The sequence below is a fragment of the Plantibacter flavus genome, assembly GCF_002024505.1.
Taxonomy (GTDB): domain Bacteria; phylum Actinomycetota; class Actinomycetes; order Actinomycetales; family Microbacteriaceae; genus Plantibacter; species Plantibacter flavus_A.
On record NZ_CP019402.1, the window covers coordinates 3,058,469 to 3,082,811 of the forward strand.

General features: G+C 63.2%; 26 protein-coding genes. 17 read left to right on the plus strand and 9 right to left on the minus strand.

What is annotated here, in order from left to right:
* Nucleotides 1-39: 39 nt before the first annotated feature.
* Nucleotides 40-1,449 carry a hypothetical protein gene (locus BWO91_RS14185; RefSeq protein ID WP_079002999.1) on the minus strand — a complete coding sequence of 470 codons (1,410 nt, stop codon included), beginning with the start codon at nt 1,447-1,449 and terminating at the stop codon, nt 40-42.
* Between the two features lie 289 nt (nt 1,450-1,738).
* On the opposite strand from BWO91_RS14185, the gene BWO91_RS14190 reads away from it, so the two are divergent.
* Together BWO91_RS14190 and BWO91_RS14195 are read left to right on the plus strand one after the other, a co-directional pair.
* On the plus strand, nt 1,739-2,893 hold the full coding sequence (locus BWO91_RS14190) for a DUF4238 domain-containing protein (RefSeq protein ID WP_079003000.1): 1,155 nt from the start codon (nt 1,739-1,741) through the stop codon (nt 2,891-2,893).
* A gap of 48 nt (nt 2,894-2,941) precedes the next feature.
* On the plus strand, nt 2,942-3,202 hold the full coding sequence (locus tag BWO91_RS14195) for a hypothetical protein (RefSeq protein WP_079003001.1): 261 nt from the start codon (nt 2,942-2,944) through the stop codon (nt 3,200-3,202).
* Nucleotides 3,203-3,229: 27 nt separating this feature from the next.
* On the opposite strand, the gene BWO91_RS14200 is transcribed toward BWO91_RS14195, so the two are convergent.
* Nucleotides 3,230-4,594: a hypothetical protein gene (locus BWO91_RS14200; protein ID WP_153303475.1), complete on the minus strand. Its 1,365-nt coding sequence runs from the start codon at nt 4,592-4,594 to the stop codon at nt 3,230-3,232.
* Nucleotides 4,595-5,472: 878 nt separating this feature from the next.
* On the opposite strand from BWO91_RS14200, the gene BWO91_RS14210 reads away from it, so the two are divergent.
* Entirely contained in the window at nt 5,473-5,661 is a 189-nt protein-coding gene (locus BWO91_RS14210) for a hypothetical protein (protein WP_079003004.1), read from the plus strand.
* Between the two features lie 136 nt (nt 5,662-5,797).
* Here BWO91_RS14210 and BWO91_RS14215 read toward each other — a convergent pair whose 3' ends face one another.
* Complete coding sequence (locus tag BWO91_RS14215) at nt 5,798-6,430, minus strand: hypothetical protein (protein WP_153303476.1); 633 nt, start codon at nt 6,428-6,430, stop codon at nt 5,798-5,800.
* Nucleotides 6,431-6,628: 198 nt separating this feature from the next.
* Between BWO91_RS14215 and BWO91_RS14220 the strand changes: the two genes are divergently transcribed.
* Complete coding sequence (locus tag BWO91_RS14220) at nt 6,629-7,294, plus strand: hypothetical protein (protein WP_079003006.1); 666 nt, start codon at nt 6,629-6,631, stop codon at nt 7,292-7,294.
* Nucleotides 7,295-7,355: 61 nt separating this feature from the next.
* Here BWO91_RS14220 and BWO91_RS14225 read toward each other — a convergent pair whose 3' ends face one another.
* The gene (locus BWO91_RS14225) at nt 7,356-7,640 is read right to left on the minus strand and encodes a hypothetical protein (RefSeq protein ID WP_079003007.1); all 285 of its coding nucleotides are present in this window, start codon (nt 7,638-7,640) and stop codon (nt 7,356-7,358) included.
* Between the two features lie 287 nt (nt 7,641-7,927).
* Between BWO91_RS14225 and BWO91_RS14230 the strand changes: the two genes are divergently transcribed.
* Nucleotides 7,928-8,176, plus strand: coding sequence for a hypothetical protein (locus BWO91_RS14230; RefSeq protein WP_079003008.1), 249 nt, complete (start codon nt 7,928-7,930; stop codon nt 8,174-8,176).
* 134 nt (nt 8,177-8,310) lie between these two features.
* On the opposite strand, the gene BWO91_RS14235 is transcribed toward BWO91_RS14230, so the two are convergent.
* Nucleotides 8,311-9,396, minus strand: coding sequence for a LacI family DNA-binding transcriptional regulator (locus BWO91_RS14235; RefSeq protein ID WP_240555517.1), 1,086 nt, complete (start codon nt 9,394-9,396; stop codon nt 8,311-8,313).
* A gap of 81 nt (nt 9,397-9,477) precedes the next feature.
* On the opposite strand from BWO91_RS14235, the gene BWO91_RS14240 reads away from it, so the two are divergent.
* Nucleotides 9,478-10,737, plus strand: coding sequence for an MFS transporter (locus tag BWO91_RS14240; RefSeq protein WP_079003009.1), 1,260 nt, complete (start codon nt 9,478-9,480; stop codon nt 10,735-10,737).
* Between the two features lie 39 nt (nt 10,738-10,776).
* Nucleotides 10,777-12,543 (plus strand): glycoside hydrolase family 3 protein, encoded by a 1,767-nt coding sequence (locus tag BWO91_RS14245; RefSeq protein WP_079003010.1) that lies wholly within the window; start codon nt 10,777-10,779, stop codon nt 12,541-12,543.
* 8 nt (nt 12,544-12,551) lie between these two features.
* Here BWO91_RS14245 and BWO91_RS14250 read toward each other — a convergent pair whose 3' ends face one another.
* Nucleotides 12,552-12,899, minus strand: a complete 348-nt coding sequence (locus BWO91_RS14250; RefSeq protein WP_079003011.1) for a hypothetical protein — start codon at nt 12,897-12,899, stop codon at nt 12,552-12,554.
* Nucleotides 12,900-12,927: 28 nt separating this feature from the next.
* Here BWO91_RS14250 and BWO91_RS14255 point away from each other — a divergent pair, with 28 nt between their 5' ends.
* From BWO91_RS14255 to BWO91_RS14270, 4 genes are read left to right on the plus strand one after another with little or no spacing between them, the layout of a single operon-like run.
* Nucleotides 12,928-13,935 (plus strand): ABC transporter substrate-binding protein, encoded by a 1,008-nt coding sequence (locus BWO91_RS14255; protein ID WP_205847529.1) that lies wholly within the window; start codon nt 12,928-12,930, stop codon nt 13,933-13,935.
* A gap of 31 nt (nt 13,936-13,966) precedes the next feature.
* Nucleotides 13,967-15,022, plus strand: coding sequence for a FecCD family ABC transporter permease (locus BWO91_RS14260; RefSeq protein WP_205847530.1), 1,056 nt, complete (start codon nt 13,967-13,969; stop codon nt 15,020-15,022).
* 4 nt (nt 15,023-15,026) lie between these two features.
* Nucleotides 15,027-16,079, plus strand: coding sequence for a FecCD family ABC transporter permease (locus BWO91_RS14265; protein ID WP_079003014.1), 1,053 nt, complete (start codon nt 15,027-15,029; stop codon nt 16,077-16,079).
* Nucleotides 16,076-16,864: an ABC transporter ATP-binding protein gene (locus BWO91_RS14270; RefSeq protein WP_079003015.1), complete on the plus strand. Its 789-nt coding sequence runs from the start codon at nt 16,076-16,078 to the stop codon at nt 16,862-16,864. The genes BWO91_RS14265 and BWO91_RS14270 overlap by 4 nt, the downstream gene beginning before the upstream one ends.
* A gap of 183 nt (nt 16,865-17,047) precedes the next feature.
* Here BWO91_RS14270 and BWO91_RS20560 read toward each other — a convergent pair whose 3' ends face one another.
* Nucleotides 17,048-17,584: a helix-turn-helix domain-containing protein gene (locus tag BWO91_RS20560; protein ID WP_079003016.1), complete on the minus strand. Its 537-nt coding sequence runs from the start codon at nt 17,582-17,584 to the stop codon at nt 17,048-17,050.
* An 81-nt stretch (nt 17,585-17,665) separates the two neighbouring features.
* On the opposite strand from BWO91_RS20560, the gene BWO91_RS19705 reads away from it, so the two are divergent.
* From BWO91_RS19705 to BWO91_RS14285, 4 genes are read left to right on the plus strand one after another with little or no spacing between them, the layout of a single operon-like run.
* The gene (locus tag BWO91_RS19705) at nt 17,666-17,914 is read left to right on the plus strand and encodes a hypothetical protein (protein WP_153303477.1); all 249 of its coding nucleotides are present in this window, start codon (nt 17,666-17,668) and stop codon (nt 17,912-17,914) included.
* Between the two features lie 19 nt (nt 17,915-17,933).
* Nucleotides 17,934-18,923: a hypothetical protein gene (locus tag BWO91_RS19710; RefSeq protein ID WP_153303478.1), complete on the plus strand. Its 990-nt coding sequence runs from the start codon at nt 17,934-17,936 to the stop codon at nt 18,921-18,923.
* Complete coding sequence (locus BWO91_RS14280; protein WP_167620491.1) at nt 18,910-19,731, plus strand: RNA polymerase sigma factor; 822 nt, start codon at nt 18,910-18,912, stop codon at nt 19,729-19,731. The genes BWO91_RS19710 and BWO91_RS14280 overlap by 14 nt, the downstream gene beginning before the upstream one ends.
* Nucleotides 19,731-20,885 (plus strand): hypothetical protein, encoded by a 1,155-nt coding sequence (locus tag BWO91_RS14285; protein ID WP_079003018.1) that lies wholly within the window; start codon nt 19,731-19,733, stop codon nt 20,883-20,885. The genes BWO91_RS14280 and BWO91_RS14285 overlap by 1 nt, the downstream gene beginning before the upstream one ends.
* A 27-nt stretch (nt 20,886-20,912) precedes the next feature.
* On the opposite strand, the gene BWO91_RS14290 is transcribed toward BWO91_RS14285, so the two are convergent.
* Nucleotides 20,913-21,254: a histone-like nucleoid-structuring protein Lsr2 gene (locus BWO91_RS14290; RefSeq protein WP_079003019.1), complete on the minus strand. Its 342-nt coding sequence runs from the start codon at nt 21,252-21,254 to the stop codon at nt 20,913-20,915.
* Nucleotides 21,255-21,972: 718 nt separating this feature from the next.
* Between BWO91_RS14290 and BWO91_RS14300 the strand changes: the two genes are divergently transcribed.
* The gene (locus tag BWO91_RS14300) at nt 21,973-22,311 is read left to right on the plus strand and encodes a helix-turn-helix domain-containing protein (protein WP_167620492.1); all 339 of its coding nucleotides are present in this window, start codon (nt 21,973-21,975) and stop codon (nt 22,309-22,311) included.
* 86 nt (nt 22,312-22,397) lie between these two features.
* The gene (locus BWO91_RS14305) at nt 22,398-22,706 is read left to right on the plus strand and encodes a hypothetical protein (protein WP_079003022.1); all 309 of its coding nucleotides are present in this window, start codon (nt 22,398-22,400) and stop codon (nt 22,704-22,706) included.
* A 187-nt stretch (nt 22,707-22,893) separates the two neighbouring features.
* On the opposite strand, the gene BWO91_RS14310 is transcribed toward BWO91_RS14305, so the two are convergent.
* Nucleotides 22,894-24,237: a hypothetical protein gene (locus tag BWO91_RS14310; protein ID WP_079003023.1), complete on the minus strand. Its 1,344-nt coding sequence runs from the start codon at nt 24,235-24,237 to the stop codon at nt 22,894-22,896.
* Between the last annotated feature and the right edge of the window lie 106 nt (nt 24,238-24,343).

Here is a 24,343-nt window from a genome sequence, read left to right on the forward strand (position 1 = left end):
AGCACATCGGCGTTGCCGACAAGTTGTGAACGCTCGACGTCACGCGGATGTGTCAGCTCGGCGCCGAGCCAATACTGCCGCGGTGCCGCCCAGAAGCTCCGGGTAGGCCATCAGATAGACGAGATGCAACCAGGCCAGGTCTGCAACTGTCGCCGGCACCCGCCCGTTGTGCGCTTCGAGCAGTAGCCCCTGGCGAGGGGTGAGGCCTTGATCGAAGCCGTGGGTAGAGTTCCGAAGCACCCGCAGCCATTCAGACGCAGCATCTACTCGCGGGACAGTCACGTTGCCGCCTGCCTTGTCGGGGAGCCGGATACCGTCGCCATCGAGGAGCTCGGCCGCAAAGAAGCCTGCTGCCACAGCGCGCAGACCCTCAATGGCACGTTCGGCTCGAGGCAGCAGCACCGTCTGCACGGAGGCTGGCATCCGAAGTCTTATCTTGTCGAGCCGTTCGACGGCAGCCTTCGGCTTCGTCAGCGCGCTCCAGTTCCACTGTGGGTTCAGCCCGGGTAGCTGATCGAGCACATTGAACATGAGTACTCGACGTGTGTGGTCGTCGCTCGACGTCGCGAGGGCCTGGCAACTTCGAAATACCTGCGTCAGGGTGATAATCCTCTGCTGCGCACGACCTGGTTCCCACTGCCCGTCCCTTGAATTCACCGCAGGCTCGGTCGCGTGCGACAGGAGCAAGTCGAGTCGGCTGGCCCACCACCGCAGGGCATCGCGAAATGCCGATCTCTCAATTGCACCGACCGGGTCGGCTCGGGTTTCGTTTCCAGTAGGCGAGGCCGTGTCGAGAAGGTCGACTGCGAAGCTTCTCCTACCCGGAAGCGACTCTCCGAACACGATCGCAATCGAGCCACCGATGCGAGGGATGTTGATCCCCCAGACGTGTGGCGAGAGACTGCTGAATACCGGCGCCAAGAAGGGACCGAGGCCGACCATGCTGTCCGACGTGAGATGGTGAGCGCTTTGGAAGTGCAGGTCACCACTGCTCGGCTTCGGGGCATCATCAGAGACTCGCAGGAAGACTCCCGGCATCTGAAGACGCCCCGCGAGCTCAGTGGAACCGCGGACCAGAAACATGCGCGCGTTCGGGAGCGCATTTCGGTGGAGCTCCGGCATCACTGCCGCAGCAACTGCCGGCAGCTCTCCGGCAGTTGCTGCGGCGCCGAACAGAGCCATTGCTCCGGTGAGCATCGCGGCCGCATCGTGGGGGTACTTTTCGACAAGTTCGTCACGGAACGCGACAGCTCGCTCCCAGAGGTTGGCCGTCAGAATCCCGTCGAAGTCGCTGAGCTCGCGAAGCGAGACGTATGTCGACTCATCGTCTGGGGATGACTCCGAACCGGTGTCCAGTACGCGGATGAGACGCGGGGGTCGACCTTTGGCGGCCTCCGCGTTCCGCACGAGCCACCCAGATCCGTCGTGCTCGAGCGCCCATCCGGCCATACCAGCTAGTCCTGCTGGATCTCCGCCATACGCCCAAGAGGGAATCTGCACGCGGACCTGCGAGGCCCTCAACGCGGCAATGTCACGAGCAGTCTGAAACCTCATTGCTTCTCCACACCCCCATCCTGGAGCACGCTCCAGGAGTTGTGTCTCAGGCCAGCGCGACTGGGACATCTTCGTCAAGCGGCCCTGGACTCCGTGAGTGCAGCATCAGCGACGGCTTCTAAGCTGGCGATATGAGGATTCTGGCTCCGTCCCCGTTTTCGAACAGCGACCTCAACAATCCAAGATGATGACCAACCGCTCTGAAAATCTCTGGGAGATCGCCTGGCGAAACGCGGAAGCAATGACCGCTGCTGGGCAGGAGCCGAGGCGTCATCATCTGTTGCCGCGTTTCTATCTGCAGCGCTGGGCGATTGAAGATCGCGTCCGAGTCATTGACCTTGAGCGAGATCGCAACGCCTACGAACCTGCGCCGGAGCGCGCGGCGTTCGAGACGGACTTTTATCGCCTGCCCGACTCGCGCGGTCTGCCCGTCGTGTACTGGGAGGCGTGGCTCTCCGCGGTTGAAGGACACGCGTCACAAGCTTTCGCCGTGCTCGATACAGATCGACCAGGAGACCTCGATGAAGAGCAGCACCAGTGGCTCGCCCTCTTCATCGCAGTGCAGATGACGCGCGGCCGAAAGGCGCGCGCAAAGCGACGCGCGATGCTGGCGGCAGAGCTGACGCAGATTCTCGATGCGTATGGCCCGGAGAATCTCGCGAATGACCTTCGCCAGGGTGACTTGTTCGCCTACACCGCCAACGATTCGATCGAGACGATAATGGCTGACGTCGAGCGCTTTCGAAGCGATCCGTCTCAGCTCCCGCTCACGCGCGAGCAGGATTTGAGAGTTTTTGCGCATACGGCAACGCATGTCGCCGGGCTCATCACGATGCGTCACTTCGCGATCTACAAGACGCCGCGCGCTTTGATCACCTCCGACGAGCCGATGCTCGAACTGCATGAAGACATGGCAAACCCGTCCCTCAGCGGTGGCGTCTGGGGTGCGCCGATCCTCGCATTCCCGATCGGCCCATACCGCGTGGCTGCGTTTTACCGGCGAGACATCGAGCCACGGCAACCAGGCTCGACGTTGAGCATCAACGAGACAGTGGATCTGAACGCTGCACTCCTGGCCAATGCCCACAGCTTCGCGATTGCGCGGCCCGGAGACCTGATTGCCGAGCGACTCTTCCTCCCCGATGCACAGAGCTTTCGTTCCAGTCGCCAGCCAGATCCCAAATCAGGAAACATGCTCTTCCGCTTCTGGTCGCCTTCACGGTGGGAGGGACAACCGAACGCACCCACTCGTGTCGTGTCACGTTGGTGGCCACCGCACGTTCCGCCGGCATCACCACCCACTGAAGAAGAACAGAGGATTATCGACGGCTGGACTTAGCGGGACACTTCGCATCTACCGGCACCTCGAACAGAATCCCAAGGGTTGGTGCGGCCTGACCGTATCGGTTCCATCCAGGCCAGGCGCTATTCATGGCATGCCATCATCGACGCGCGGATCGTCTCCGCACTCCGGGCCGGCGGTCACCGCATTCCGACGATCGCAGCCGTTCTCGAACGGCTGCGTGACTACGCCAATCCGACTGATGCAGATGAGCTGCTGGCCGTCCGACTCAAGCGGATCGCGGAACGTAGCATCGCGCTCCTCGAAGCGTCTGCATCGCTGCGCCAGCTCATCCGTGGAACGTAGCCCGAAAACGATGGTTTACGGACACCCTCAGTAGTGCGACACGATCTCCGTCGTGCTCGACACGAGGTGACCGGCGGGGAAGACCTGCTTGCGTAACCCGTCCTCTTCGAAGACGTGTGCCGCTCCTGGGAACGCCTCGAAGGCAAGCGGATTGAGCGCATTCGGATTGTGGAAGACGGTGAAGCCGTCGGTCCAGTCTTCCTCGTAGCCGGGAGTCACTATCTGCGAAAAGGCTTCTTCAACACCTGTGTTGTCTTTCGAGAAGCGTCGCCCCTCGTGCTTCACGGCCACACTCGGATCACCCATGCCTGCCGCGATCCCCAAGCGGTTGAACTTGGTCAGCGTTCCAGCCGCGTTGAATGCGACAGCGCTGACGTGCTCCGAGTCGGGCAGCTTGAAGAAGCCCGAAGGGAACTCCTTCGTACCCCACTTGATCTGAGCAACCGGCACTTCAACCCTCTGCATCTTGCCCTCGCTCTCCACGTCTTCGATGCGCACACCGTACAGGTACTCGTAGAGGGCCGATTGGCTCCAAGTCATAGAGAGAGGATGGTGAAAGTCCTGGATCGCGATGACGAACGGGATAGTCAGATCCAAGCCCTCGCGGGTCCAGTACCCCTTGTCGTTCAGCTTCTCCCACAGCCGACCCGAGAACCGAGTCGGCAGGTAGTTGTGCACGTACTCGAAGATGTCTTCCTCGGTCGTGGGGAGCGGCACCACCTGATTGGCAGGCGGAGGGTTCGAGGTGGTTGCCTCCACATAGAAGTCGCCAACGATGCCTCGTGCCAAGAAGTCAGGCGCAGGCTTGGGCTGCTCTACCCGGTGGCCCGCCTCTCTCAGCACGGCCCACAAATAGAGTTCCCAGACCCGCGCATCGAAGCCGGTCGTCTGAAACTGCTCGATGTAGGAGCCGTCCTGGTTCTCGTACCAGCGCATAGCGACCTCGATCAGCCGCTTTGCCGCGATGGCACTCGGGCTGTCGCGAAGGTACTTAAAACGTTCGTGCAGCTTGTTCTCCTTCGCCACCTTCGCGAAGAAGTCCACCGAAGGCTTCTCGTCGCCCTGTGCTCGCTCGTTGTCGTAGTCGTTGTGAACACGAGCCATGCTCGCCGCAGTCCGCTCTACGGCCTCACGGATGCTCGCGTGGTCTTGGAGGATGTCCACGCCGCGATACCTCCCAGCGAGGTCCGGAGCCATGACGGCGCTGTGTAAGTCCTTGTCGGTGAGGTCCAGAAAGATCGTCCCAAAGACCCGTGCGGGCTCGATCTCCAGCCACTCAACCTCTTTGATGGGCGGCAAACCTCCAGGTCCGCGCGCCCAAACCACATGAGCTTTGAACCGCTGCTCGGACACGGCTCGAATCTCGACGGGCTCTACTTCTTCGTTCCCCACCGGGACCCCCTTGTTGGTCACCTCAGGCTAGCGGCGGGTTGGGCGACCTGTCGGTCGTGCCCCGCACTTCGTCCTACGCCTGTTCCAAAACGATCGATTCTGAGACCCCGCCGCGACGGAGCAGCTGTTACAATTGAGGCCTCTTGAAAGGAGCCTGGATCAGAACATCGATCCGGGAACTGAGAGCCTCGTTTACGCGACGCTCATTGAAATCAGCAACAACCGACAGCCAACTTAGAGCCCTCGCCGAATTGTTCTCGCCGAACAATTGTCGCGGTGGATGGTAACTAAGACAGCAACGCGGCGGGTTCCGCGGTCGGAGTAGATCGACAGCCATTCGAACAATCGGTGTTAGCGGCGAGGAACGGCACCTGATTCGGACGAACAGTGCCCCCAGTCGACCTCACCCCTCTCGCAGACGCTTTTGCCGTCCCCCTCGGTGCCCTCCAGATCGTCAGCCTGGTCTTCCTTACACTCGTGGCGCTGTTCGCGATTCTGACGCTGCTTCCAGGGCCAGTCGGCAAGCGCGCCTACAAGACCCTCCGCATCCTCATGAGGATGAAGATCCCGCCCGGTGGCGGCTAGTGCCGGCGCTGCGCGGCGGCCTGATAATGCTGCAGCGACTACGCGGTCGTGTTGAGCGTCGGTGGCAACGCCGCCGACTGCCACGCGTCAGCGTCGGAGAACGGCGGTTCCAGATCACGCGCTTGCATGAGTACCCCAGCCATCTAACGGCGTACTTGAGCCCACAGAGACGGCACCGACACGCATGGACCGAAGTACAGTACAAGGTCTGGGACGGTCCGCGGGGCGCGCGCGGCCTGGTGACGGTCATCAACGTCGACAAAGTACACCGCCGTCAAGGATGGGCCTCCGCCATGGTCGAAGCACTCCTGCAGCTCTACCCGGGCCGGGTGTGGGCCGTCGAGAACCCGAACGACGAATCCGGGCAGCTCTTCGTCCACCTCGCGCACAAGCATCCCGGCGTCATCCTGCCGCCGGCGATCGACACCAGCTATGGAGTGGACGCCCCACGGCGCTACAGCACGCCACCCGGGTTCAGGTGAGCCATTCGCCGCCGTGGACGCGCAGCGCGTAGCAGGTAGGGCACGAGCCACCACCTGGCACCGACGGGGTGGTTGGGACTCGAGTCTCCACCACCCCACTTCTCATGCCTCGTAGGCATCGACCAGTTGATCGATCTCAGCCTGACTGGTGTGCACTCGACTCAGCGGCCGCGAAGCCCGCAGCCGTGTTCCTGATAACCGTCGCCGTGAGCCCTCGAAGCTCAGCAAGCCACTTGAGATACTGCAGAGCGTCCTCGTTGGACAGAAACGTCGGGTGGGACTGCCAGAAGATACGACCATCTGGCTCAGTGCGCAGTGTCTGAAAGGCTCCGGAACCTGACGGGTGGGCCATCGAGCTCAGGTGATCGTGTAGTCGTTTGAAGCCCGGCAAGCTCTTCTGTGCTGCGGCAATCACCTTGCCCATTGCAAGTCCCTGCTCGGCTCCGGGATAGAGCTTCGACATCTCTCCTGGGTGCTTCTCGATGTAGAAGACGACTGCGAGGTTTTCAGCGAAAGATCGCAGGAGCGTCGCCGCAGCAAGCGGGTTGCCGGCCTCGACCATGTCCACCGTTCCTAGGTGAAACGCTTGTGCACGCTCGACGAACCCAAGGAAGGAGAGATAACCCATCGTCAAGTCGACGGCGCCAGACAGCGCCCCTCGAGCACCACGGACCATCTCCAGCGCTGCCGTTCTGGCGTCCCGCAGCTCGCCCTCAATCTCCGCTGCGTCGAATACCCGGCTGCCGTTCACAGCCCCAGCTTCGACCATCGCCGCCGCGCCGCGCTAGACAACCGCGCGAAGAAGGTTCAGAACCACTACGGCTTCGCTGGTGACGTCAGCTCCGCGTCGGACACTTCGCGTTGAACCAGCCGCCTTCGTGCCCGAGCTCCGCACCGCCCCGGCGAGCTACTGCTCCCAGACAATGATCGCTTTCTACCCAGACGCTGAATCGCTAACCTGTCGTCCATGCACAATCGTGGCAGGGCGGCAATTGTCCACATCATTTGGGCCGTCGCCGGCGTGGCGGTAGGAGCGACTGTCGCCCTGTTGTGGATCGGAAAGCTCAAATCCGAGTGGGTCGCAGCAACAGGGACCTGGTTTGGTGCGACCGCTACGGTCCTCACGCTCCTGTGGGCGGTTCAGACCTTTCGAGCGGACCAAGCGCATCGCGAGCAACAACGCATCGATAGGGACCAAGCACAGCGCGAGGCCGACGAGGCCCTGGCTGCAACTCAACAACGCGAGTTGCTGCAGGCAGCTGCTGAATTGGAGTCCGCGGCGCGACGAGTCAGCGTGTCAATCGCTGGCGGGGCAGGACAAGGCAGCGGCTCCGACCTGCTCATGACGAGCGTGCACTTCTCCGTGACGAACGACACCGCAGGCCCAGTGACGATCAAGGAATTGCGGTTTCTCCCTCCGCTGGTAGCGAAGAGCTATCCGCAAGTTCCCCTCCGTCTCCAGAGCAACGAGACTCGTCAGGAACAAGTACAGGTTGAACTGATCAACGTTGAGAGTCACGAACTGTCCGGGGCGCCGCTGACACGGTTCACCGCAGAAATCGTCTACGGACTGGATGGCCGCTTGTGGACTCGAACGTCCGTCGACGACTCGACTCCTACACTGCTCGAATGAGCCGAGTCGCCACGGGGGTGCGGCGCGCTGATCCCGAGCGATAGAGCCTCAGGGGCACCTTCTATACGATCTTCGTCTTCGTCGTGGCGACAGCCCGAATGAAGGCAACGTTGCCTGGCTCTTCAACCCAGAAGAAGTAGTAGTGATCGTCGGTCGACCGCCCCGGGACGAACACCTCGACCACGTACGAACCCGGCGGTCGCAGGAACGTGCTCCGCAGGAACAGCTCACGGCTGTCCTCCCAGAGCTTGTCGATCGCTTTGTCGTAGGCCTCGAGCAGATCGTCGTCGAGGTCCTTGTATCCGTCGAGCTTGTCGGCGGCATCGTTATGATATTCTACATTCATGGAGACAGTCTACCAGATCGATTGACCCCTATGCGGCAAAACCCCATTTCCGTATTACCCCATAGTGGGAAAATACGTGTATAGTCGGCTACACACCCAGTGAAGCAACTACACACTCTGTGAGCTAGCAGCGACAGCTGCCTGCAGCTGGTTCGCCGAGAGGCGCCGGCACAACGTGATGCACGGTCCAGGCTCCGCCAGAGCCTCACCGTATGCACCCACCCGCAGCGCACCGGACAAGGCCGGCGCACTGCATCTGTCCAGCCAGGGACGATAGGAGTCACCACATGAACGGAACATTGGTCAGCGTGGACGCCCGCAAGCGAGTCAGCCTCGGAAGCATGGCGCACCACGACAACTACATCGCTCGCGAAGAGCCCAACGGCACGATCATCTTCGAGCCGGCTTTCGTATACACCGCCGCAGAGCAGGCATTCCTCGGAGATCCTGCACTGGTCGCATTGCTTGCCAACACGGAAGCAACCAACGATCGCCGCAAGACCCGCACCACAGGTCGTGCAAAGCAAGACGCGTGAGATGAACACGAAGCGGCCCCGATCAACCGATCGGGGCCGCTTTGTGTCGCCCAGTCCTCCAGGGAGGATTCACGGAAACTAGGCTGATAATCTTTATTATGACAGTCTGCGCGTTTCCTCTGTGGAGCGATGCCTCAGGCGCGTTCGAGACCCGTCGAGGCGCGTTCGACAAGCGTGGTGCCGAACTCGTGTCGCATGATCGGCGCGGGTGTTCCTTCAACAGCTTGCAGCAGCAGAGCGACGGCTGCCCGTCCCATCTCGTCGAAGGGCTGCCGCACGGTGGTCAGCTGAGGGCTGACGAGGACAGCGGCGCGTTCGTCGTCGAATCCCGCGACTGCGACTTCAGCGGGCACACGGATGCGGCGGGAAGAGAGCGTGCGGAGCACCGGAGCAGCCAAGCCATCGAACGCGCAGAATATCGCGTCCGGGACGACGCCGGCGTCGAGAAGTTGGTTGAGTTCTTCGCAGTAGACCTCGGTTTCCGGTCGCTGTGCGACGTCCAAGATGAGACGTTCGTCGATCGGAAGTCCGGCAGCAGACAACGCATCACGGTAGCCCTGCTCGCGCTCACGGATGAACAACCCATCGCCCCAACCCGGAAGGCCCTCGACCAGCCAAGGTCGCAGGAACGCGATCCGTCTGCGCCCCTGTCGCACAAGGTGCGCCACGACGTCCCCGGCGCCGATTCGATTGGTGGGAGAAATCGTCGGAAACCGGAGCTCCAGGCTGGAGTCATCGATGGCAACGCCTGGGATGCCGATTCGATCACAGGCCTCCCGGACGGCTTGCTGGTCCCGGACACTGATCACAATCACACCTTCGGTCGGCATGTTCTCCAACCCTTCCACAACGGCCGCGAGTCCCCCGTCCGTTCCGGCGATCGGGTGCACGAGCACTTGGAAGCCTGCGGATGAGGCGGCCTGAAATGCGCTATGGACAACAGGTTCCCACCAGCCCCACCCGTCGTCGGGGACGATCACGCTGATCGCACGAAACCCGCCATTGCGCAACGCGCGGGCAGCGACGGATGGACGGTAGCCGAGCTGGAGCGCGATCGCACGCACGCGGTCCCTCGTCTCGGCACTGACGTCAGGATGGTCAGCGAGCGCTCTCGACACGGTGGCCATGCCGACTCCCGCAGCTTTCGACACATCTCTGAGAGTTACCCGATGCGTCATAGCGAGGCTCCACTCGTGTTCCTTGACCGGAATGCCGATCATCGTCTATCGTATCGGAGGCGTCACCGGAATCGTTACCGGTAACGTTTCCGGTTTCTATCGCTCAACGATGAGGAAGTTAAGATGACCGCGCCCGTCACCATTCCCCCAGCCGATTCCGTGCAGCGCGCCGGACCCGGCTTCATCGCGATCTACGCGCTCGCGATGTTCGGCATCTGGATGGCCATCAATCTGCCTGCATCCGTCACGCTCGCACTGCGTATCGCGGAGATCGACCCCGCTAGCAAGACCACGAGCTACTCGATCGCCGCCGGCGTCGGCACACTCACTGCAGTCCTCGCCAACCCGTTCTTCGGACGACTCAGCGACCGAACTCGCAGCCGGTTCGGACGCCGTCGTCCATGGATCATGATCGGACTTGTCGGAACAACCGTCGGCGCTGCCGTGATCGGCTTCTCGGACAGCTTCCCGATGCTGCTGCTCGGGTGGATCCTGATGCAGGCATTCGTGAACGCTGCCATTGCGGCGACACTTGCCATCGTCGCCGATCGCGTGCCGACGTCGCAACAAGGTCTGGTCGGCTCTCTGTCGGGTGCGGCGTCGTCCGCGTCAATCGTGCTGGGCGTTTTCTTCATTCAGGCGTTCCCCACCAGCATCCTTGCCCAGATCGGCCTCCCCGTCGCGGTCGCTCTTGTATTTGCTGCGGCTCTGGTCGCGATCTTCAGAGACGACGCGCCCGCGCCCGCCTCTGCGCAGTTTGGCGTCAGAGAATTCTTCGGTTCGTTTTTCATCAACCCCCGCCGCGAACCCGACTTCTCATGGTTGTTGCTCGCACTGTTCCTTCTCTCCTGCGGCCTGGGCGTCGTTGCCACCTACACCGTCTACTTGCTGCAGGATCACATTGCAGTGCCGGTATCGGAACTGTCGGACGCCATCACGCTTTCCTATGTCATTCCCGGCGTCCTCGCGTTCGCTGTCGGCCCGCTTGCCGGGTGGGTTGGGGATCGTCTCAAACGGCGAAAGCCGATGCTCGCCGCGGCCGCAGGCGTGGGGGTCGCCGGCATGATCGTGATCGCGATCGCACCCACGCTGGGTCTGTTCCTGCTCGGCGTGACGCTGGTTACCGGAGTATCCGCCGGCATCATGATGGGCACCTACATCGCGTTCGCCATCACCGTAATGAGGGACAAGCGCGCCGCCGCACGCAATCTCGGCGTCATCAACATCGCACTGACGCTGCCGTTCTCGATCGTCCCATTCGTCGCCCCAGCACTCTTGGGCGTCGGCGGCGGGACCACCAACTACGTTGCCCTCGTGGTCTTCGGCGCAGTACTCATGGCGACGGCAGCGGCCCCGCTCACCCGGATCCGCTCCGAGCACTGATCCTGCTACCCGCGAGAACGCCTCCCCCGAAAGGAAACCATGCCTCAGCACCCATACCTCGACCCCACCCTCAGCGCAGAAGAGCGCACCGAGGATCTCCTCGGCCGCATGACCCTCGCGGAAAAAGCTGGGTTAATGTTCCAGCCAGCAATCAACATTCCGGGTCGGCTTCTTTCTGCTGAACAGGCTCTCTCCGACGCAAAAGAGAAAATCGAGAGGAAGTTCATCTCGCACATCCACGTCATGGACGGCGACGATGCCGGTGAGATCGCACAGTGGCTGAACCGGTTGCAGGCTCTCGCGGCGGACACGCGTCTCGGCATCCCGATCAGCTTCTCGACCGACCCCCGCAACGGCTTCCACAGTTCTCCCTTCACCGGCAAGACCGCCGATGCAGTCTCACGCTGGCCGGAGCACACCGGACTCGGCGCCATCGGCGACGTCCAACTCGTGCGCGAGTATGCGGACATCATCCGTCAAGAGATGCTCGCTATGGGGATGCGGGTCTACCTCGGACCGATGGCCGACATCTTCTCCGAACCCCGCTGGTCAAGAGGATTCGGCACCTTCGGCGAAGACCCAGAGGTCGTAGCCGACCTGGTCGCAGCATTCATCGAAGGACTCCGTGGCGGGCCCGAGCTGAACTCCGCGAGTGTGAGCGCAGTAGTCAAGCATTTCCCCGGCGGTGGCCCGCAGCAGCGCGGCATGGACGCACACGACAAACGCTTCCGCGAACAGGTGTACCCGGGGCATCAACAGGACCTGCACCTGCGCCCGTTCCAAGCGGCATTCGCTGCCGGCGTGACCCAGGTAATGCCTTACTACGGTATGCCGGTCGACACCGACTGGGAAGAGCGTGGCTTCGCCTTCAATGAACCCGTGATCAAGCAGCTCCTCCGTGAACGATTCGCCTTCGATGGCATCGTCTGCACCGACTGGTATTTGCTGGAAGCCACGACGGTCGAGGGGCTCACGTTCGGGCCGAACGGATACGGCCTGGAGGATCTCACGCCGACCGAACGTCTGCGGATCGCTCTGGAAGTCGGGGTCGACCAGTTCGGTGGTGACAGTTGCCCCGAGCGAGTGGTCGAGCTCGTGTCCGACGGACAGGTGCCGGAGGAACGCGTCAACGTCTCTGTGCGGCGCATCTTGCTCGAGAAGTTCCGGCTCGGGCTCTTCGAACATCGCTACGTCGACGTCGAGAGCGCGCGCCTCGTCGGAACCGACCCGCACCACCGCGCACTTGGCGAGTACGCGCAGGGCGCGTCGTTGACGCTGCTGAAAGGGACCGACCTCCTCCCGCTGTCAGCCGGTATGAGCATCTACTCGGAGGGCATCGACTGGGATGGACTTCATGTACCGGTCAAGCGCGTGGACTCCCCCAAAGACGCCGACGTCAACATCGTTCGACTATCCGCCCCATTCGACACTGACCCCGACAGCGCGCTCGGCGATTGGTTCCACGCCGGGTCACTGAGCTGCCCGGAAGAAGTCGTCGACCACATCCGCGACCTCTCCCAGCGATCGCCCACCATCGTCGTCGTCTTCCTTGAACGGCCTCCAGTCCTGACCGCGCTCGAACCGTACTCGGCTGCCCTGATCGGCGAATACGGAGCGAGCGACCAGGTAATCCTCGACGCTCTACTTGGACGAACGCCGTTCGTCGGCGCGCTCCCCTTCGATCTTCCGCGGTCCATGACGGCGGTTGAGGCTTCTCGGGAGGACGTCCCGTTCGATTCAGCCGACCCGCTGTACACGCACGGGCATGGGCTGCGACTGGCGAGTTCGGCTGGATTCTTGGACTGACGCGACGATCAGACGAGGCGGTGGCTGTCGAGTATCGAATACTCGATCCGCAGGGGTACCGCCCTGGTGGATGACGCTTCGGGTGATTCAGCAGTCTGAACGCCCTCAACGTCGAGGACGGTGCCATGCATCCCATACGCGTTCAGAACGCGTTCCTCGTCGAGCTTGCGCGCGTCGAGGTGCCTTACATACTCCGCGTGGACGTTCGTGGCCTGAAACGCCGGGTCCGCGTCGATGCCATCCCCACGCGGCGAGGCAACGGCTGCGTCTGTGCTCTTTCCGACGCATGAGGCGGTGCCTGATTCGGACTTCAGGTCATCGTCTACCAGCACGCCCAGGGTTTCAGGGCCGGCCACTAGCTAGTTAGGATTACCTACCCTAACTTTGCTACAGTCGAGACGATCCCCTTCCGCCGAAAGATTGGTCTTCGCTGTGCTCCGCCGGTCCTCCCTCGCTGTCCTCGTCGCCACGTCCGCCCTGCTGCTCGCCTCCTGTGCCTCGACGGGAGCCGCCCCCGAACAGTCCGCCGGCAGCGGCGGCGGCGTCACCCTCGAGCACCCCTCGATCGACGGCCTCTCGATCGACTTCGACGCGCAGCCGAAGAACATCGTCATGGACTGCTACGCATACAGCTCGCTGCACGAGTATGGCGTCGAGCCCGTCGCTCTCTTCGGATACGAATGCGACAACCCCTTCGTGATGGGCGATGCCGACATCTCCAACATCGAGGTCGTCGGCACCGACGGCGAGATCGATGTCGAGAAGCTCGCCAAACTGCGACCCGACGCCATCATCGGCCAGGGCACGGCCGACGGCTGGAATTGGTTCGACGAAGACGTCAATGCGCAGATCACCCGCGTCGCGCCGTTCGTGCCGCTGCCGAGCAGCGAGACGATCGAGGGGCGCATCGCCGACACCCGCGAGATCGCCGACTTCTTCGGCGGCGACGTGGCCTCCGAGGCGATCGTCCAGTCCGACGAAGACCTTGAGCAAGCAAAGCAAGCATTCAGCGATGCCATCACCGACAAGAATCTGAACCTCATGCTCACGAGCCCCGCCAAGGAGATGCTCTACACCGGCGTCGGCTTCGCGCAAGCCGAACTGCTCGAAGAGCTCGGCGCCACCATCGTCGGCGCCGACGCTCCCAAGACCGGCAACCCGTGGGGCCAGGTCGCGTGGGAGGATGCCTCGACCTACCCCGCCGACATCCTGCTCGTCGAGGGCTACAGCGAAGACTTCTCGTTCAGCTCCGAACTGTGGGACGCGCTTCCCGCCGTGCAGGCCGACCAGCTGGGCGCCTGGAGCTCGAAAGGTGCGATGACCGCCTCGACCTACGCGGCGTGGCTGAACGACGTCGCCGCGCTCGTCTCCTCGTCGACCAAGGTCTCCTGACCTTCCGATGCCCTCGCAGCCCACGGTATCCGTGTCCGCCCCGAACACTTCCCTGTCCGGGGCGGACCCGCGTGCGTCGGCCGCGAGCGATTCGAGCCGACGGCGGTGGATCGGCCTGATCCCGCTGGCGCTCCTATGTCTCGCGGCGCTCGCAGCCAGCATGCTCGTCGGTTCGCGCAGCCTTCCGCCGGCCGATGTGGTGCACGTGCTCTTCCACCCCGACCCCGCCGACGCCATCTCGCAGACGGTCTGGCTCTCCCGCGTGCCGCGCACGGTCCTCGTGCTCATCGCGGGCGCAGCTCTCGGCGTCGCCGGGGCCCTGATGCAGGCTGTCACCCGCAACCCGATGACCGACCCCGGCATCCTCGGGGTGAACGCGGGCGCATCGCTAGCGGTCGTTGTGGGACTGGCATTCTTCGGGATGACGGACATCTCCCAATACATGTGGTGGTCGTTCGCGGGCGCGATGATCACCTCAGTGCTGGTCTTCATGATCGGCAACACCGGCTCGGCCCGCGGCAACCCGGTGCGCATGACGCTGTCGGGTGTTGCCCTTGGGGCCGTGCTGTCGGGGTTCTCGTCGGCCGTGTTGCTGTCGAACTCCGAGGTCCTGCAGAAGATGCGCGGATGGTCGGCCGGAACCACGGCCTCGCAACCGCTCGACGCGACGCTCGCGATCGTGCCGTTCATCGTCGCAGGATTGATCCTTGCGATGCTCAGCTCACGTTCGCTCGACCTGCTCTCGCTCGGCGAAGCATCCGCCGTCGCGATGGGAGCCCACCCGAACCGCATCCGGATCGTCGCGCTCGTCGCGATCGCCCTTCTCGCCGGCGGAGCGACCGCGGCGGCCGGGCCCATCGGCTTCCTCGGCCTGCTCGCCCCACACATCGCGCGCATGATCGTGGGCCCTCACCAGGGATGGATCCTCGCTTACTCGGTGCTGATCGCGCCCACCGTGATGGGGTTCGCCGATGTGCTGGGCCGTGTCATCACGGCTGGCGAGGTACCGGTTGGCGTCGTCACGGCGTTCATCGGCGCCCCGGTGCTGATCTACATGGTGCGCCGATCCCGGGTCTCGGAGGTATGACGGCGTGACCGAACTCGACTTCGGCCGACGCATACACCGCATCGGCCCACACTCGCGGCCGTTCCTGCTGGTGGATGGGCTGTCAGCTCGCCTCTGTACCGCCCTCTGGGTCGGCATCGTGCTGCTCGCGGTGTTCGCAGTGTTTTCGGGATCGGCGCAAATATCACCGGTCGAGGCGCTCAGCGCCCTCCTCGGTCAGGGTGACGACTACACCAACATGGTCGTACTCGAATGGCGTGCGCCCCGCATCCTCATGGCCGTGCTGCTCGGTGCGTGCCTGGCAATGAGCGGCGCGATCTTCCAAAACCTCACTGGCAACCCGCTCGGTTCCCCCGATGTAATCGGGTTCCAGACCGGTTCGTACACCGGCGCCCTGATCGTCATGCTGCTGATCGGTGGCGGCTCGGTCGAGACGATGATCGCGGCACTCATAGGCGGCATCGTCACCGCGTTCCTCGTGTTCCTCCTGTCGTCGAAGCAAGGTTCCGTGCGCGGGGTGCGGCTGATCATCGTGGGCATCGGCGTGAGCGCCATGCTCGCGTCGGTGAACGTCTGGATCCTACTGACGGCGACGGTGGAGGATGCGATCATGGCGAGCCTCTGGGGTGCCGGCAATCTTTCCGGTGTTTCGTGGCCCACATTCGCTGCCGCCTTCGTCGGCTCGGCAGTGTTCATCGTGGCGGCCATCGCGTTGAGCCGGCCGATGCGACTCCTGCAAATCGGGACGCCGTTCGCCACGGCGCTGGGACAGAATGTGCGCGCGGTGCAGGTGTCGGCGATCGTCGTCGGCATCGGCCTCACAGCACTCGCGACGGCGACGGTCGGCCCGATCTCGTTCATCGCACTGGCGGCACCGCAGATTGCCCGGCGCCTCGTGCGCTCCGACGGACTCGCACTAGGGCCCACGGCCGCAGTAGGAGCGTTGCTGCTGTTGCTCGCGGATGTCGTCGCCCAACGCATCCACCCTGATTCGCCCCTGCCCGTCGGCATCGTCACGGTGTCGATCGGCGGACTGTACTTCCTATGGCTACTCCTGCGAGAGGGAAAGAGGAGATGACCCGACTGATAGTCGACGGCGCCGGGCTCGGCTACTCCGACAAGCTGGTCTGCGAAGACGTATCGGTGGATATCCCCGACGGAGCATTCACCGTAATCGTCGGGCCCAACGCCTGCGGTAAGTCCACTCTCCTCAAGAGCCTCACCCGACTCTTACCGCCGACGCGCGGTAGTGTGCTGCTCGACGGCCGCAGCCTGCACAAGATGCCGACCAAACAAGTGGCGCGCGAGGTGGGCCTGCTCCCACAGGGTCCCGTCGCGCCCGACGGCATCCGCGTCATCGATCTGGTGACGCGGGGACGCTACCCACATCAGCGTCTGTTCTCACCCTGGTCGGCCGACGACGAGACTGCAGTCGCTTCAGCGATGGACTCCACCGGAATCCGGGAGCTTTCCGGCCGCCTCGTCGACGAGCTTTCAGGCGGGCAGCGCCAGCGAGTGTGGATGGCGGTCGCACTGGCCCAGCAGACGCCGATCCTGCTGCTCGACGAGCCAACCACCTATCTCGATGTCAGCCACCAGATCGAACTGCTCGAGCTGTGCCGCACACTCAACCGGGTGCAAGGCCATACGCTCGTCGCTGTCCTGCACGATCTCAACCAAGCCGCACGCTACGCCGACCACATCATCGCGATGAAAGACGGTGAGGTCGTCGACACCGGAACCCCGGCCGAGGTCATCACCGAGTCGCTTGTGTCCGAAGTATTCGGACTCGACGCGCGTGTCATCCAGGACCCGGAATCGGGAAGTCCCCTCGTCCTGCCGCGTTGGCCGCACCCCATATAGAGGCGTACTTCCGTTGCCGTTGCCGTGACTATCGATCATGCGCCTGCGTCGGAGCGAGACGAGAACCCAGGAGAGTGTTCCGCCCAACGTCACGCAAGGAAGGGACCCCACACGCGATCAATGACTCACGGTTCCCATAAGTCGTCGTCGACGGACTGCCGCCCGGACTGACGGTCTAGCTACTCAGGCGATCAAATTCTGAGCCGCACTCGGCGCCCCGCAACGGGATCCGACGCGTCGCCTTGTATCGCCGGAGACAGTCACACGGGCGGGCGCTGACTCTACGCCCAGATGGTCAGGCAGGTCTCCCCTCCCAGACCCGACACCCGCGGGGCTTCGCGCGGTCAGCATAGGCGCGATTCGCGCATAATCATGAGTGCTCGCCCTTCCCTGCGACCGCACTCGAACTACGTGCCCGGGTCGCAGCGTGGGATCCGCTGAGTCGGTAGCACCGACGACAGGTATGCCATCCGCCGCAGACATCGCAGCAAATGAGGCTTCCGCTGCCGCCACCACCCGATGGGCCTCCACAGACAGAGCTCCCGACAAGCCATAGAGTGCACCGATCGGAATGGCGCGCTTGCCGTTGAGGTATCGCAGCACCGTCGTACGTACCATTCCGGCACGCCTCGCGACTTCGTCGATAGTGAGACCTCGAGCCGTGCGTTGGCGGCGGAGTTCAGCGGCTACCGCGTCGTTGAAATCGAGGGCGGCGTCCATCCGGCCACCGTAGCAAACAAACACTCGTTCACACAAATCTAATATTTGACAAGCGGACCGAATAATTCCTATGGTGACCAAATGGACACCATCCCCCTCTCCCAGCAGATCGCTCAACGCGTCCTACACGCGTTGCTCAACCATGGCCAGACGGATACTCAACTTGCGAACGCAGTCGGGATGCCGCCAGAACAGCTCCGACTGAAGCTCGCCGGTCAGCTCGACTTCACCGTGGCCGAACTCGACCGGATCGGCGCCTCCCTTGGGCTAAGAGGCTCTGAACTCCTGCCATCATCTGCAGCAGCGGCCAACGGCCCCACCAGTGCCTGAGCCCGCAGAGAAGGGGCCGATGGGTCCTCGAGAGTACTCGATCACCGAGGCAGAGTTCATCCGGCCGGAGTTCGACTTCGAGAGCGAGTTCGCCCAGTTCCGGAACTGGTGGGCGCGTGATCCACGCATCGTCGGGAACGCATTCTCGCTGATGCTCTACCTCGTCACCCACCGACGCACGTACCGGATCACGCAATCCCGGGCCCAGCGAGACCTCGGTCTCGGGAAGGACGCCTTCAGAGCAGCGCGACGGAAGCTCGAGGCCGCCGGATTCCTTCGTGTCGAGGAGCACCGGCATCCAGCCGGGACTGTTGATGCCGCCGGGCAATCGATCGCCGGCCACCGCCGCGTGCTGCTGATTCTCCTCGATCCACCCCAGCCGGAATCAGGATCCGACGGTGGCGCTGCCGATACCTTGGCGGGTTTCCCTCCCCCGCTTTTCGACGCCTGGGACGGATCCGGCACATCGTCCCTGAGCGACACAGCCTCGGAAGCAGTCTCCGCTGCCGACCACGTCGGGTCTTCCTCCCAGGCCGAGCCATCGACGGTTCTCCCGCCACTTAAAGAACATCAATCCCCAGAACACCAATCTTCTTCGACGTCTCCCGGCTTGGAGCTGGCCGCGCAGGCGCTGCACCCTCGACTCAGCCTCGTCGCCGTCGAGCGGTGGCTGGCGAAGCACGCACCATCGGTGGACGTGGCCGCGGTCGACGTGCTGGCGGCGAGCGTCGATGCGATCCATGGTTCATCCCGTCCGGTTGGCGATCCGGTCGCCTACGTCGGCCGATCCATCGCCAGAGAACCGCATCGCTGGCCCACGAACCCCGGTGAGCCAGACGACGGAGATCTCGCCCCGCCGGGTCCCAGGCGCATCGGCAACCGTCCGCCGACGGTAGCCGAATGCAGTGCGGGCGGACATCGCTTCGTCGGAACCTTCCGAGAGGTGTGTGGCATATGTGGCGAAGAGCGTCCGGACTGGAGAAAGGATCGTGACCGTGAATCAGCCTGACCTTGCACAGGCGGCGCCCGCTTCGGCAGCTGCGGTCGATGCATCGCTGCTCGCAGCATCATCCGACGCGATCGACCGCATCGGGTTGGACGTCTTCCTCGCCGCAGTCGAGTCCACACGTGGCTACGTGACTCGAGTCCTCAACCAACACGCTCTCCGTGGCGAGATCGACGCCGCAATGCAGGAGATCCGAGTCGTCGCCTGGCGACGAGCAGAGAGCTTCGACGCGACCCGGGGATCCTTCGGTCACTATGCCCAAGGCATCGCTGCAAAGGTCGTGCTCGCAACGCGGCGCGAAGCTGCAATCCAGTGCGAACGGTTCACTGCGGAGTTCGATACGGACCGGCCGGCAGCAGGCAGCGACCCGTTGGACCTTCTGGTGCACCGATTCGAGCAGCGTCGGCGTATCGCGTGGGTGCGGGAGACGGTGTCAGAACGAGACTGGACGATCGCCATCGAACTGATGCTTACCGACGAGGCCCGCGCCGACGTCGCGGAACGCATCGGCGTCTCACCCCGCACGATCCGCACCGCGCGGGAGAACATCGCCGCCGCCGCCTGGACCGCCAACGCCGCGCTCCGCCTCGCCGACCGTGGGTATCCGAACACTCGCCAGTCCGCGATCGAGTGCATCCCCGAGACCGACGGCCTGCGAGCGATCGCTCTCTTCCAGCCGGCCATGATGCGCGACGCTGCCGCCGTCGCTCGGATCACCGGCCTGAGCAAGCACCGGGTCCACAGCCGGATCGCTCACGTACGCAAGCTGCTGACACTCGCCGCACGCATCCTGGATGGAGAGTCCATCTGATGGCGGCGCCGATGCTCGCGGTCAAGGTCGTCCTGGCGATCGGGCCGAAGAAGATCTTGGGCGGGGCGCTCGCGCTGATGCTGGGCGGGCTCGTCGCGGCTGCAGCGCTACCCGCGATTGCCATCACGATGTTCGTCCCAACAGGGAGCGCTCTGCGGCAAGCGCACTGCGCGGCGCCCGGGTCGGTGCCGGCGGAACAGCCGACCGGCCCGCTCGTGGTCGCCGAACAGGTCCTCGTATCCACGATTGTCGACGCGGCAGCGGCGATCACTCCGGAGCCGAAGGCCAAGCTGGCAGCACTCACCGCGGCGTACGCAGCGTCGAACATGACTTCATCGACGTCCGACACGATCACTGATGACACACCCCTCGGTGTATACCGGCGCACCGTCCGCGGTGGGTGGGGAACAGCCGAGCAGCTGCGAGATACCGCCACTGCCACCGGACTCATCCTGACCGGGGCCGGCGAGAACCGACCAGGGATCATGAGCGACCCAGCCTGGATCGACGAACCCGCTGGGTGGTGGCTGTCGACTATCGGCATTCACGCGGAAGCACCGACCATCGCCGCTGCCGAAGCATCAGCCCGGAATGCGCTCGCCCTCGTCGAACCAGAGGTCCCGGACGAACAGCTCATGGTGGGTGCAGCCTGCAACTACCTGCCGGTCGACGGCGATAACCGAGAGCTCGCTGTCCGACTGGTCGGAGCAATGGACGAGCGGCGTCTGGTCGGGAGCGACTACCTCCAGCAGCTCCGCAACGTCGCGAACGGAACTGCGCTCGCCGATTGCGGCATCGACTCCCGCATCATGCAGATCCTGCTCGTCGCGCTGAACACATTCGAGCAGGTGGCCGTGTCCGACCTCAACCGACGCTGCACCGGCTCGCTTGAAGGCGCCGGCGAGAACTCCTCGCACTACCGCGATGGCGGCGGCATGGCCGTCGACATCTACGCGCTCAACGGCAGCTCCGTGACCGGCGGTGATGACCTGTCTCTGCAGCTGTTGGCACTCCTGGACTCCGTCGTGCCGCCTGGATCACGAACCGGGCAGTCCAACTGCCGGAACAGCCCCGGGTTCGCTCACTTCGACGAGTTCGAGGACACGTGCAATCACGTGCACATCGACGTCGCACACGCGAATCCGGGGCAGTAGTCCACAGAACGCGGACGGGCAGGCGACCTACTTGGCTGCCTCACGGAACTTCTCGAGAAGCGCAGCGGGGATACGTCCCCGGTCAGAGACATCGTGCCCATTGGCGCGCAGCCAGCTACGCGCAGCCGCGAGCTCTTCCTTATTGCTCCGGCTCGAGCTGGCAGAGCTGGCCGTCCTCGACCGCGACACGGTGCGCGCCGCCTTGAGGTAGGGCTCAAGCGCAGCGCGCAGGGCCTTCTCGTTCTTCTCGGACAGGTCGATCTCATAGGTCGAGCCTTCCAAGCCGAGCGTGATGGTCTTACCCTCGCCCTGCTTCAGCTCGGATCCGTCGAGGTCGTCGACGAGGGTGGTGATGACTTTCTGTGCCATGGGGAATCTCCTTCTTCATGTGAACGCATTCGGACCGCAACCGACGATTGTCGTATGCGTATTGCCCGGCGGGGGAAGCTACGTTCAGAGCATTGACGACATTATCGATAAAGCCTGGACTCCGTCGGGAATGGGACAGCCATAGCCGGGCCGTCAGTGCTGGAGCTCGACCGGGTGGAACCGAATGCCACACCTCACGCACCGAGACCCCATCCGGCCTATGTGAGATTGACCATCGCGAATGCGCTTCCCCCTCGCACACCAACGGCAGAGTCCATCACAGGTTGGACAGTCGCCGCTTCGCAAACCTCAATGCGCAGGACCAAGGATCTGAACGCTGTCAGCTATCAGTGAGACAAGGACCGCATCAGAACCTTGCGATGCCGGCGTGGCACGGAGGACGTCCAACTCTCCTCGAACAGCGACCTCGATTCCGGACCTCAGCGAGCCAGCCGCTTCCGCGGTGTCAGTGGATTGGCAGATGACCTGACACCACGCAACCCGGGCTCGGACGATGAGTCCACCGTCGCTCAAAGCTCGCTGATAGTCCGCCAGCATGAACGAAACGATCGGACGCTCCGCCGGGCCGGTGAGGAGGACCTCCCCATCAACGACGCCGATCACTTCAGCTCTTGCAGTCACACACCCTCGATCCCCTTGAAGCTGGTTTAACCATCTGCAAATCATGGACCAGTCCGAGACCGTGCACAATGACCCCATGCCTCGCGTCGCTCGCCCCAAGCTCTCCGACGATGCGAGGAGTGCGCTCGCGACCCTCGGTGAGCCGGTGAACTTCGCGATCCTCTCGAGACTGCTGGAGCAGGGCCCCCTCACGCGCGGACGTATAGCCGAGCTCGTCGAGGTAAACCGCGTCACGGTGCAGGACCACCTGGAAACGCTGCGTGAACTGGGAGTTATCGAGGCCCACCCGATCCAGGAGCCTGACGGCAAACGACACCGATACGAGTACGTCGTCCTCGAGCAGGTCGTGTCCGAGCGCTACCGGGATCTCGGCGTCGAACTTGGCCTGGACCGGAGTCGACCAGCGTCCAAGTAGTCGGGAAGTTATCCACAGACGCCCGTCTTCGCCCGAAGCGGGGCCGCTGCCCCGCCTAGCGTCGACTGCATGACTTGGGCGAACCGATGAAGCTGCGCGGCTGGATGTTCCTGCTCCCGCTGCCGTTCCTGGCGATTGTGCTCCTGGTGGTGATCCTCAGCCGCTGGGGTGGCTGGATCATCAGCCAGATAGTCGTCTCGTTGTTCGGAACCGCGGTTCTGCTTGACGACGCACATCAGGATCCCGCTACACGCGCGTTGATTCTCGCCATCATGTGGGCTGCTGCTGCCGCGAACGCGATGCTCTACATCAGGCACGTTGCTCGGCGACAGCTCACCGCCCAGTCGTCGACGGATACATCCCTCGACCTCGCCCCATACCGACGCGGGACCTAGCCACTCCAGCCCAACCTCATGCGAATGTCCGCGAGCGCGACCTTCAGTAACGCTAGCCGCAGCCCCACGCGCCCACAATATTTCGTGCGCTGCAGTACGCGTCGTACGATTCACGGATACGGCGCAACGTACGTCAATGAGACAGAGCGGGATCTGAGTCGTGGGGGCGACGGCACAGAAGCCGCAGTCAGCCGCTGACGGGTCCATGAGGAAACAGGTCAAAGGCGAGGGGCCTCCCAGATGGAATCGATTCCATCCAAGACGTCGGAGGGGGATCGAACGGCATTGCTCCCCGCCATCCGCTCAACGAACCGTCGCCGAATAGTTGGTAGTGCCTTGTCACCGTTTCAGTGGACACCTGCGCGCTTCGGAACCGGTCGTAAAGTGCGGCTGCCAGCTGCGCTGCGAGAGTCGACGTACCCACCGCGGTGCCGCTAACGAAGGCGGTACCGGGGTTTGGGGGCGCTGTGACTAGATTGACTGCGCTTGCCCCGACGGTAGTGGTGATACCGGTGGTAAACGCAGTGGTGAACGCCTTTCGCAGCGACGGACTGCTTCGCACCCTCGTGCGGGCCAATTCTTCGCGTGATGCGAGGTACTTCGACGCAGCACGCACCGCTCGCGCGGCTTCGACGACTGACTGTTCTCGGCCACCAGAAAGATAGTCGAGCCCGGTTTCCAGATCATTACGCCACTGCTCGAACAGGTCATGCTGCCGAAAGAGCACGAGTTGTTCCGGATCTCGGTGGGCGTCGAGCGGCGCAGGCAAATGGAGAAGCTGCTGAAGGTAGGACTCGTCGGCGAGATGCTCCGTCGACCCCGCGGCCGCAGAGTGGCGTAGCGTCCAATCAAGGAGCTGTGGGCCAGCGAACCATTCGGGCAGGTGGACGTCAACGACGCCACTTCGAACGGCGCCGTGACCAATCACCGCGTCAAGTTGCCTGAACCACATGTTCAAGTTCGAGTCAAACAGGTCACGCTGAATGTCGTTCTCCGGCAACGGGACTACGTAGCCGTTGCGTTCCTTCACGAGCGGGTAGAGCTCCGTCAGATCTGCACTACTCGTCAGTCGTTCGAAGGACGGCTTCGATGCGTAGCGCGGCCCATCCACGTAGTGGAGCAGTCCGGCACGCTCGAACTCGGCGTAGTAGGCAACTCGGATTGCTGCCCAGGCAAGGTTGTTCGCGTCTCGAAAGCCGAGCTGCCAGTGGAGGTCTCTTTCGTTCGGGTCCAGAGCCACCCAGCCTTCAAGTTCGTCGACGACGGCAACACTGTGGGCGTATAGCAGCGAGCGCTGCACAAAATCGAACTCTCTGGTGTAAGGAGTATCCTCGCGTCCGACATAGTCCACAAGGAAGCCAGGACGAAACTCGTGCGGAAGCTTCGTCGGGACTGCTTCGAGATCCGATTCGCGGTAGAGCGCGAGCCATTGCTCCCCGAACGCGACAGTATCCGTCGCACAGGCATGAAGTATTGCTTCCGGGGAGGCTTCCTCCCCCAACGCTTGTTCAAGTATCTGATACATGTACACGCTTGCCCCCAACCACGCGTAATCAGCTTAAGGTGCTGGATGTCCGTGGGCAGAGCACCGGCTGTCATCAGGGGGTTGATTCTCGGAGATTTGGACCCAGCGAGTC

Bases quoted from the DNA above. Each gene is read 5' to 3' on its own strand.
- BWO91_RS20560 (WP_079003016.1), bottom strand. From the start codon at position 17,584: ATGGACGCCGCCCTCGATTTCAACGACGCGGTAGCCGCTGAACTCCGC.
- BWO91_RS14220 (WP_079003006.1), top strand. From the start codon at position 6,629: ATGCACAATCGTGGCAGGGCGGCAATTGTCCACATCATTTGGGCCGTC.
- BWO91_RS14290 (WP_079003019.1), bottom strand. From the start codon at position 21,254: ATGGCACAGAAAGTCATCACCACCCTCGTCGACGACCTCGACGGATCC.
- BWO91_RS14185 (WP_079002999.1), bottom strand. From the start codon at position 1,449: ATGGCCGGATGGGCGCTCGAGCACGACGGATCTGGGTGGCTCGTGCGG.
- BWO91_RS14230 (WP_079003008.1), top strand. From the start codon at position 7,928: ATGAACGGAACATTGGTCAGCGTGGACGCCCGCAAGCGAGTCAGCCTC.
- BWO91_RS14190 (WP_079003000.1), top strand. From the start codon at position 1,739: ATGATGACCAACCGCTCTGAAAATCTCTGGGAGATCGCCTGGCGAAAC.
- BWO91_RS14270 (WP_079003015.1), top strand. From the start codon at position 16,076: ATGACCCGACTGATAGTCGACGGCGCCGGGCTCGGCTACTCCGACAAG.
- BWO91_RS19705 (WP_153303477.1), top strand. From the start codon at position 17,666: ATGGACACCATCCCCCTCTCCCAGCAGATCGCTCAACGCGTCCTACAC.
- BWO91_RS14235 (WP_240555517.1), bottom strand. From the start codon at position 9,396: ATGATCGGCATTCCGGTCAAGGAACACGAGTGGAGCCTCGCTATGACG.
- BWO91_RS14210 (WP_079003004.1), top strand. From the start codon at position 5,473: ATGGTCGAAGCACTCCTGCAGCTCTACCCGGGCCGGGTGTGGGCCGTC.
- BWO91_RS14300 (WP_167620492.1), top strand. From the start codon at position 21,973: ATGCCTCGCGTCGCTCGCCCCAAGCTCTCCGACGATGCGAGGAGTGCG.
- BWO91_RS14215 (WP_153303476.1), bottom strand. From the start codon at position 6,430: ATGGTCGAAGCTGGGGCTGTGAACGGCAGCCGGGTATTCGACGCAGCG.
- BWO91_RS14285 (WP_079003018.1), top strand. From the start codon at position 19,731: ATGGCGGCGCCGATGCTCGCGGTCAAGGTCGTCCTGGCGATCGGGCCG.
- BWO91_RS14305 (WP_079003022.1), top strand. From the start codon at position 22,398: ATGAAGCTGCGCGGCTGGATGTTCCTGCTCCCGCTGCCGTTCCTGGCG.
- BWO91_RS14225 (WP_079003007.1), bottom strand. From the start codon at position 7,640: ATGAATGTAGAATATCATAACGATGCCGCCGACAAGCTCGACGGATAC.
- BWO91_RS14245 (WP_079003010.1), top strand. From the start codon at position 10,777: ATGCCTCAGCACCCATACCTCGACCCCACCCTCAGCGCAGAAGAGCGC.
- BWO91_RS19710 (WP_153303478.1), top strand. From the start codon at position 17,934: ATGGGTCCTCGAGAGTACTCGATCACCGAGGCAGAGTTCATCCGGCCG.
- BWO91_RS14240 (WP_079003009.1), top strand. From the start codon at position 9,478: ATGACCGCGCCCGTCACCATTCCCCCAGCCGATTCCGTGCAGCGCGCC.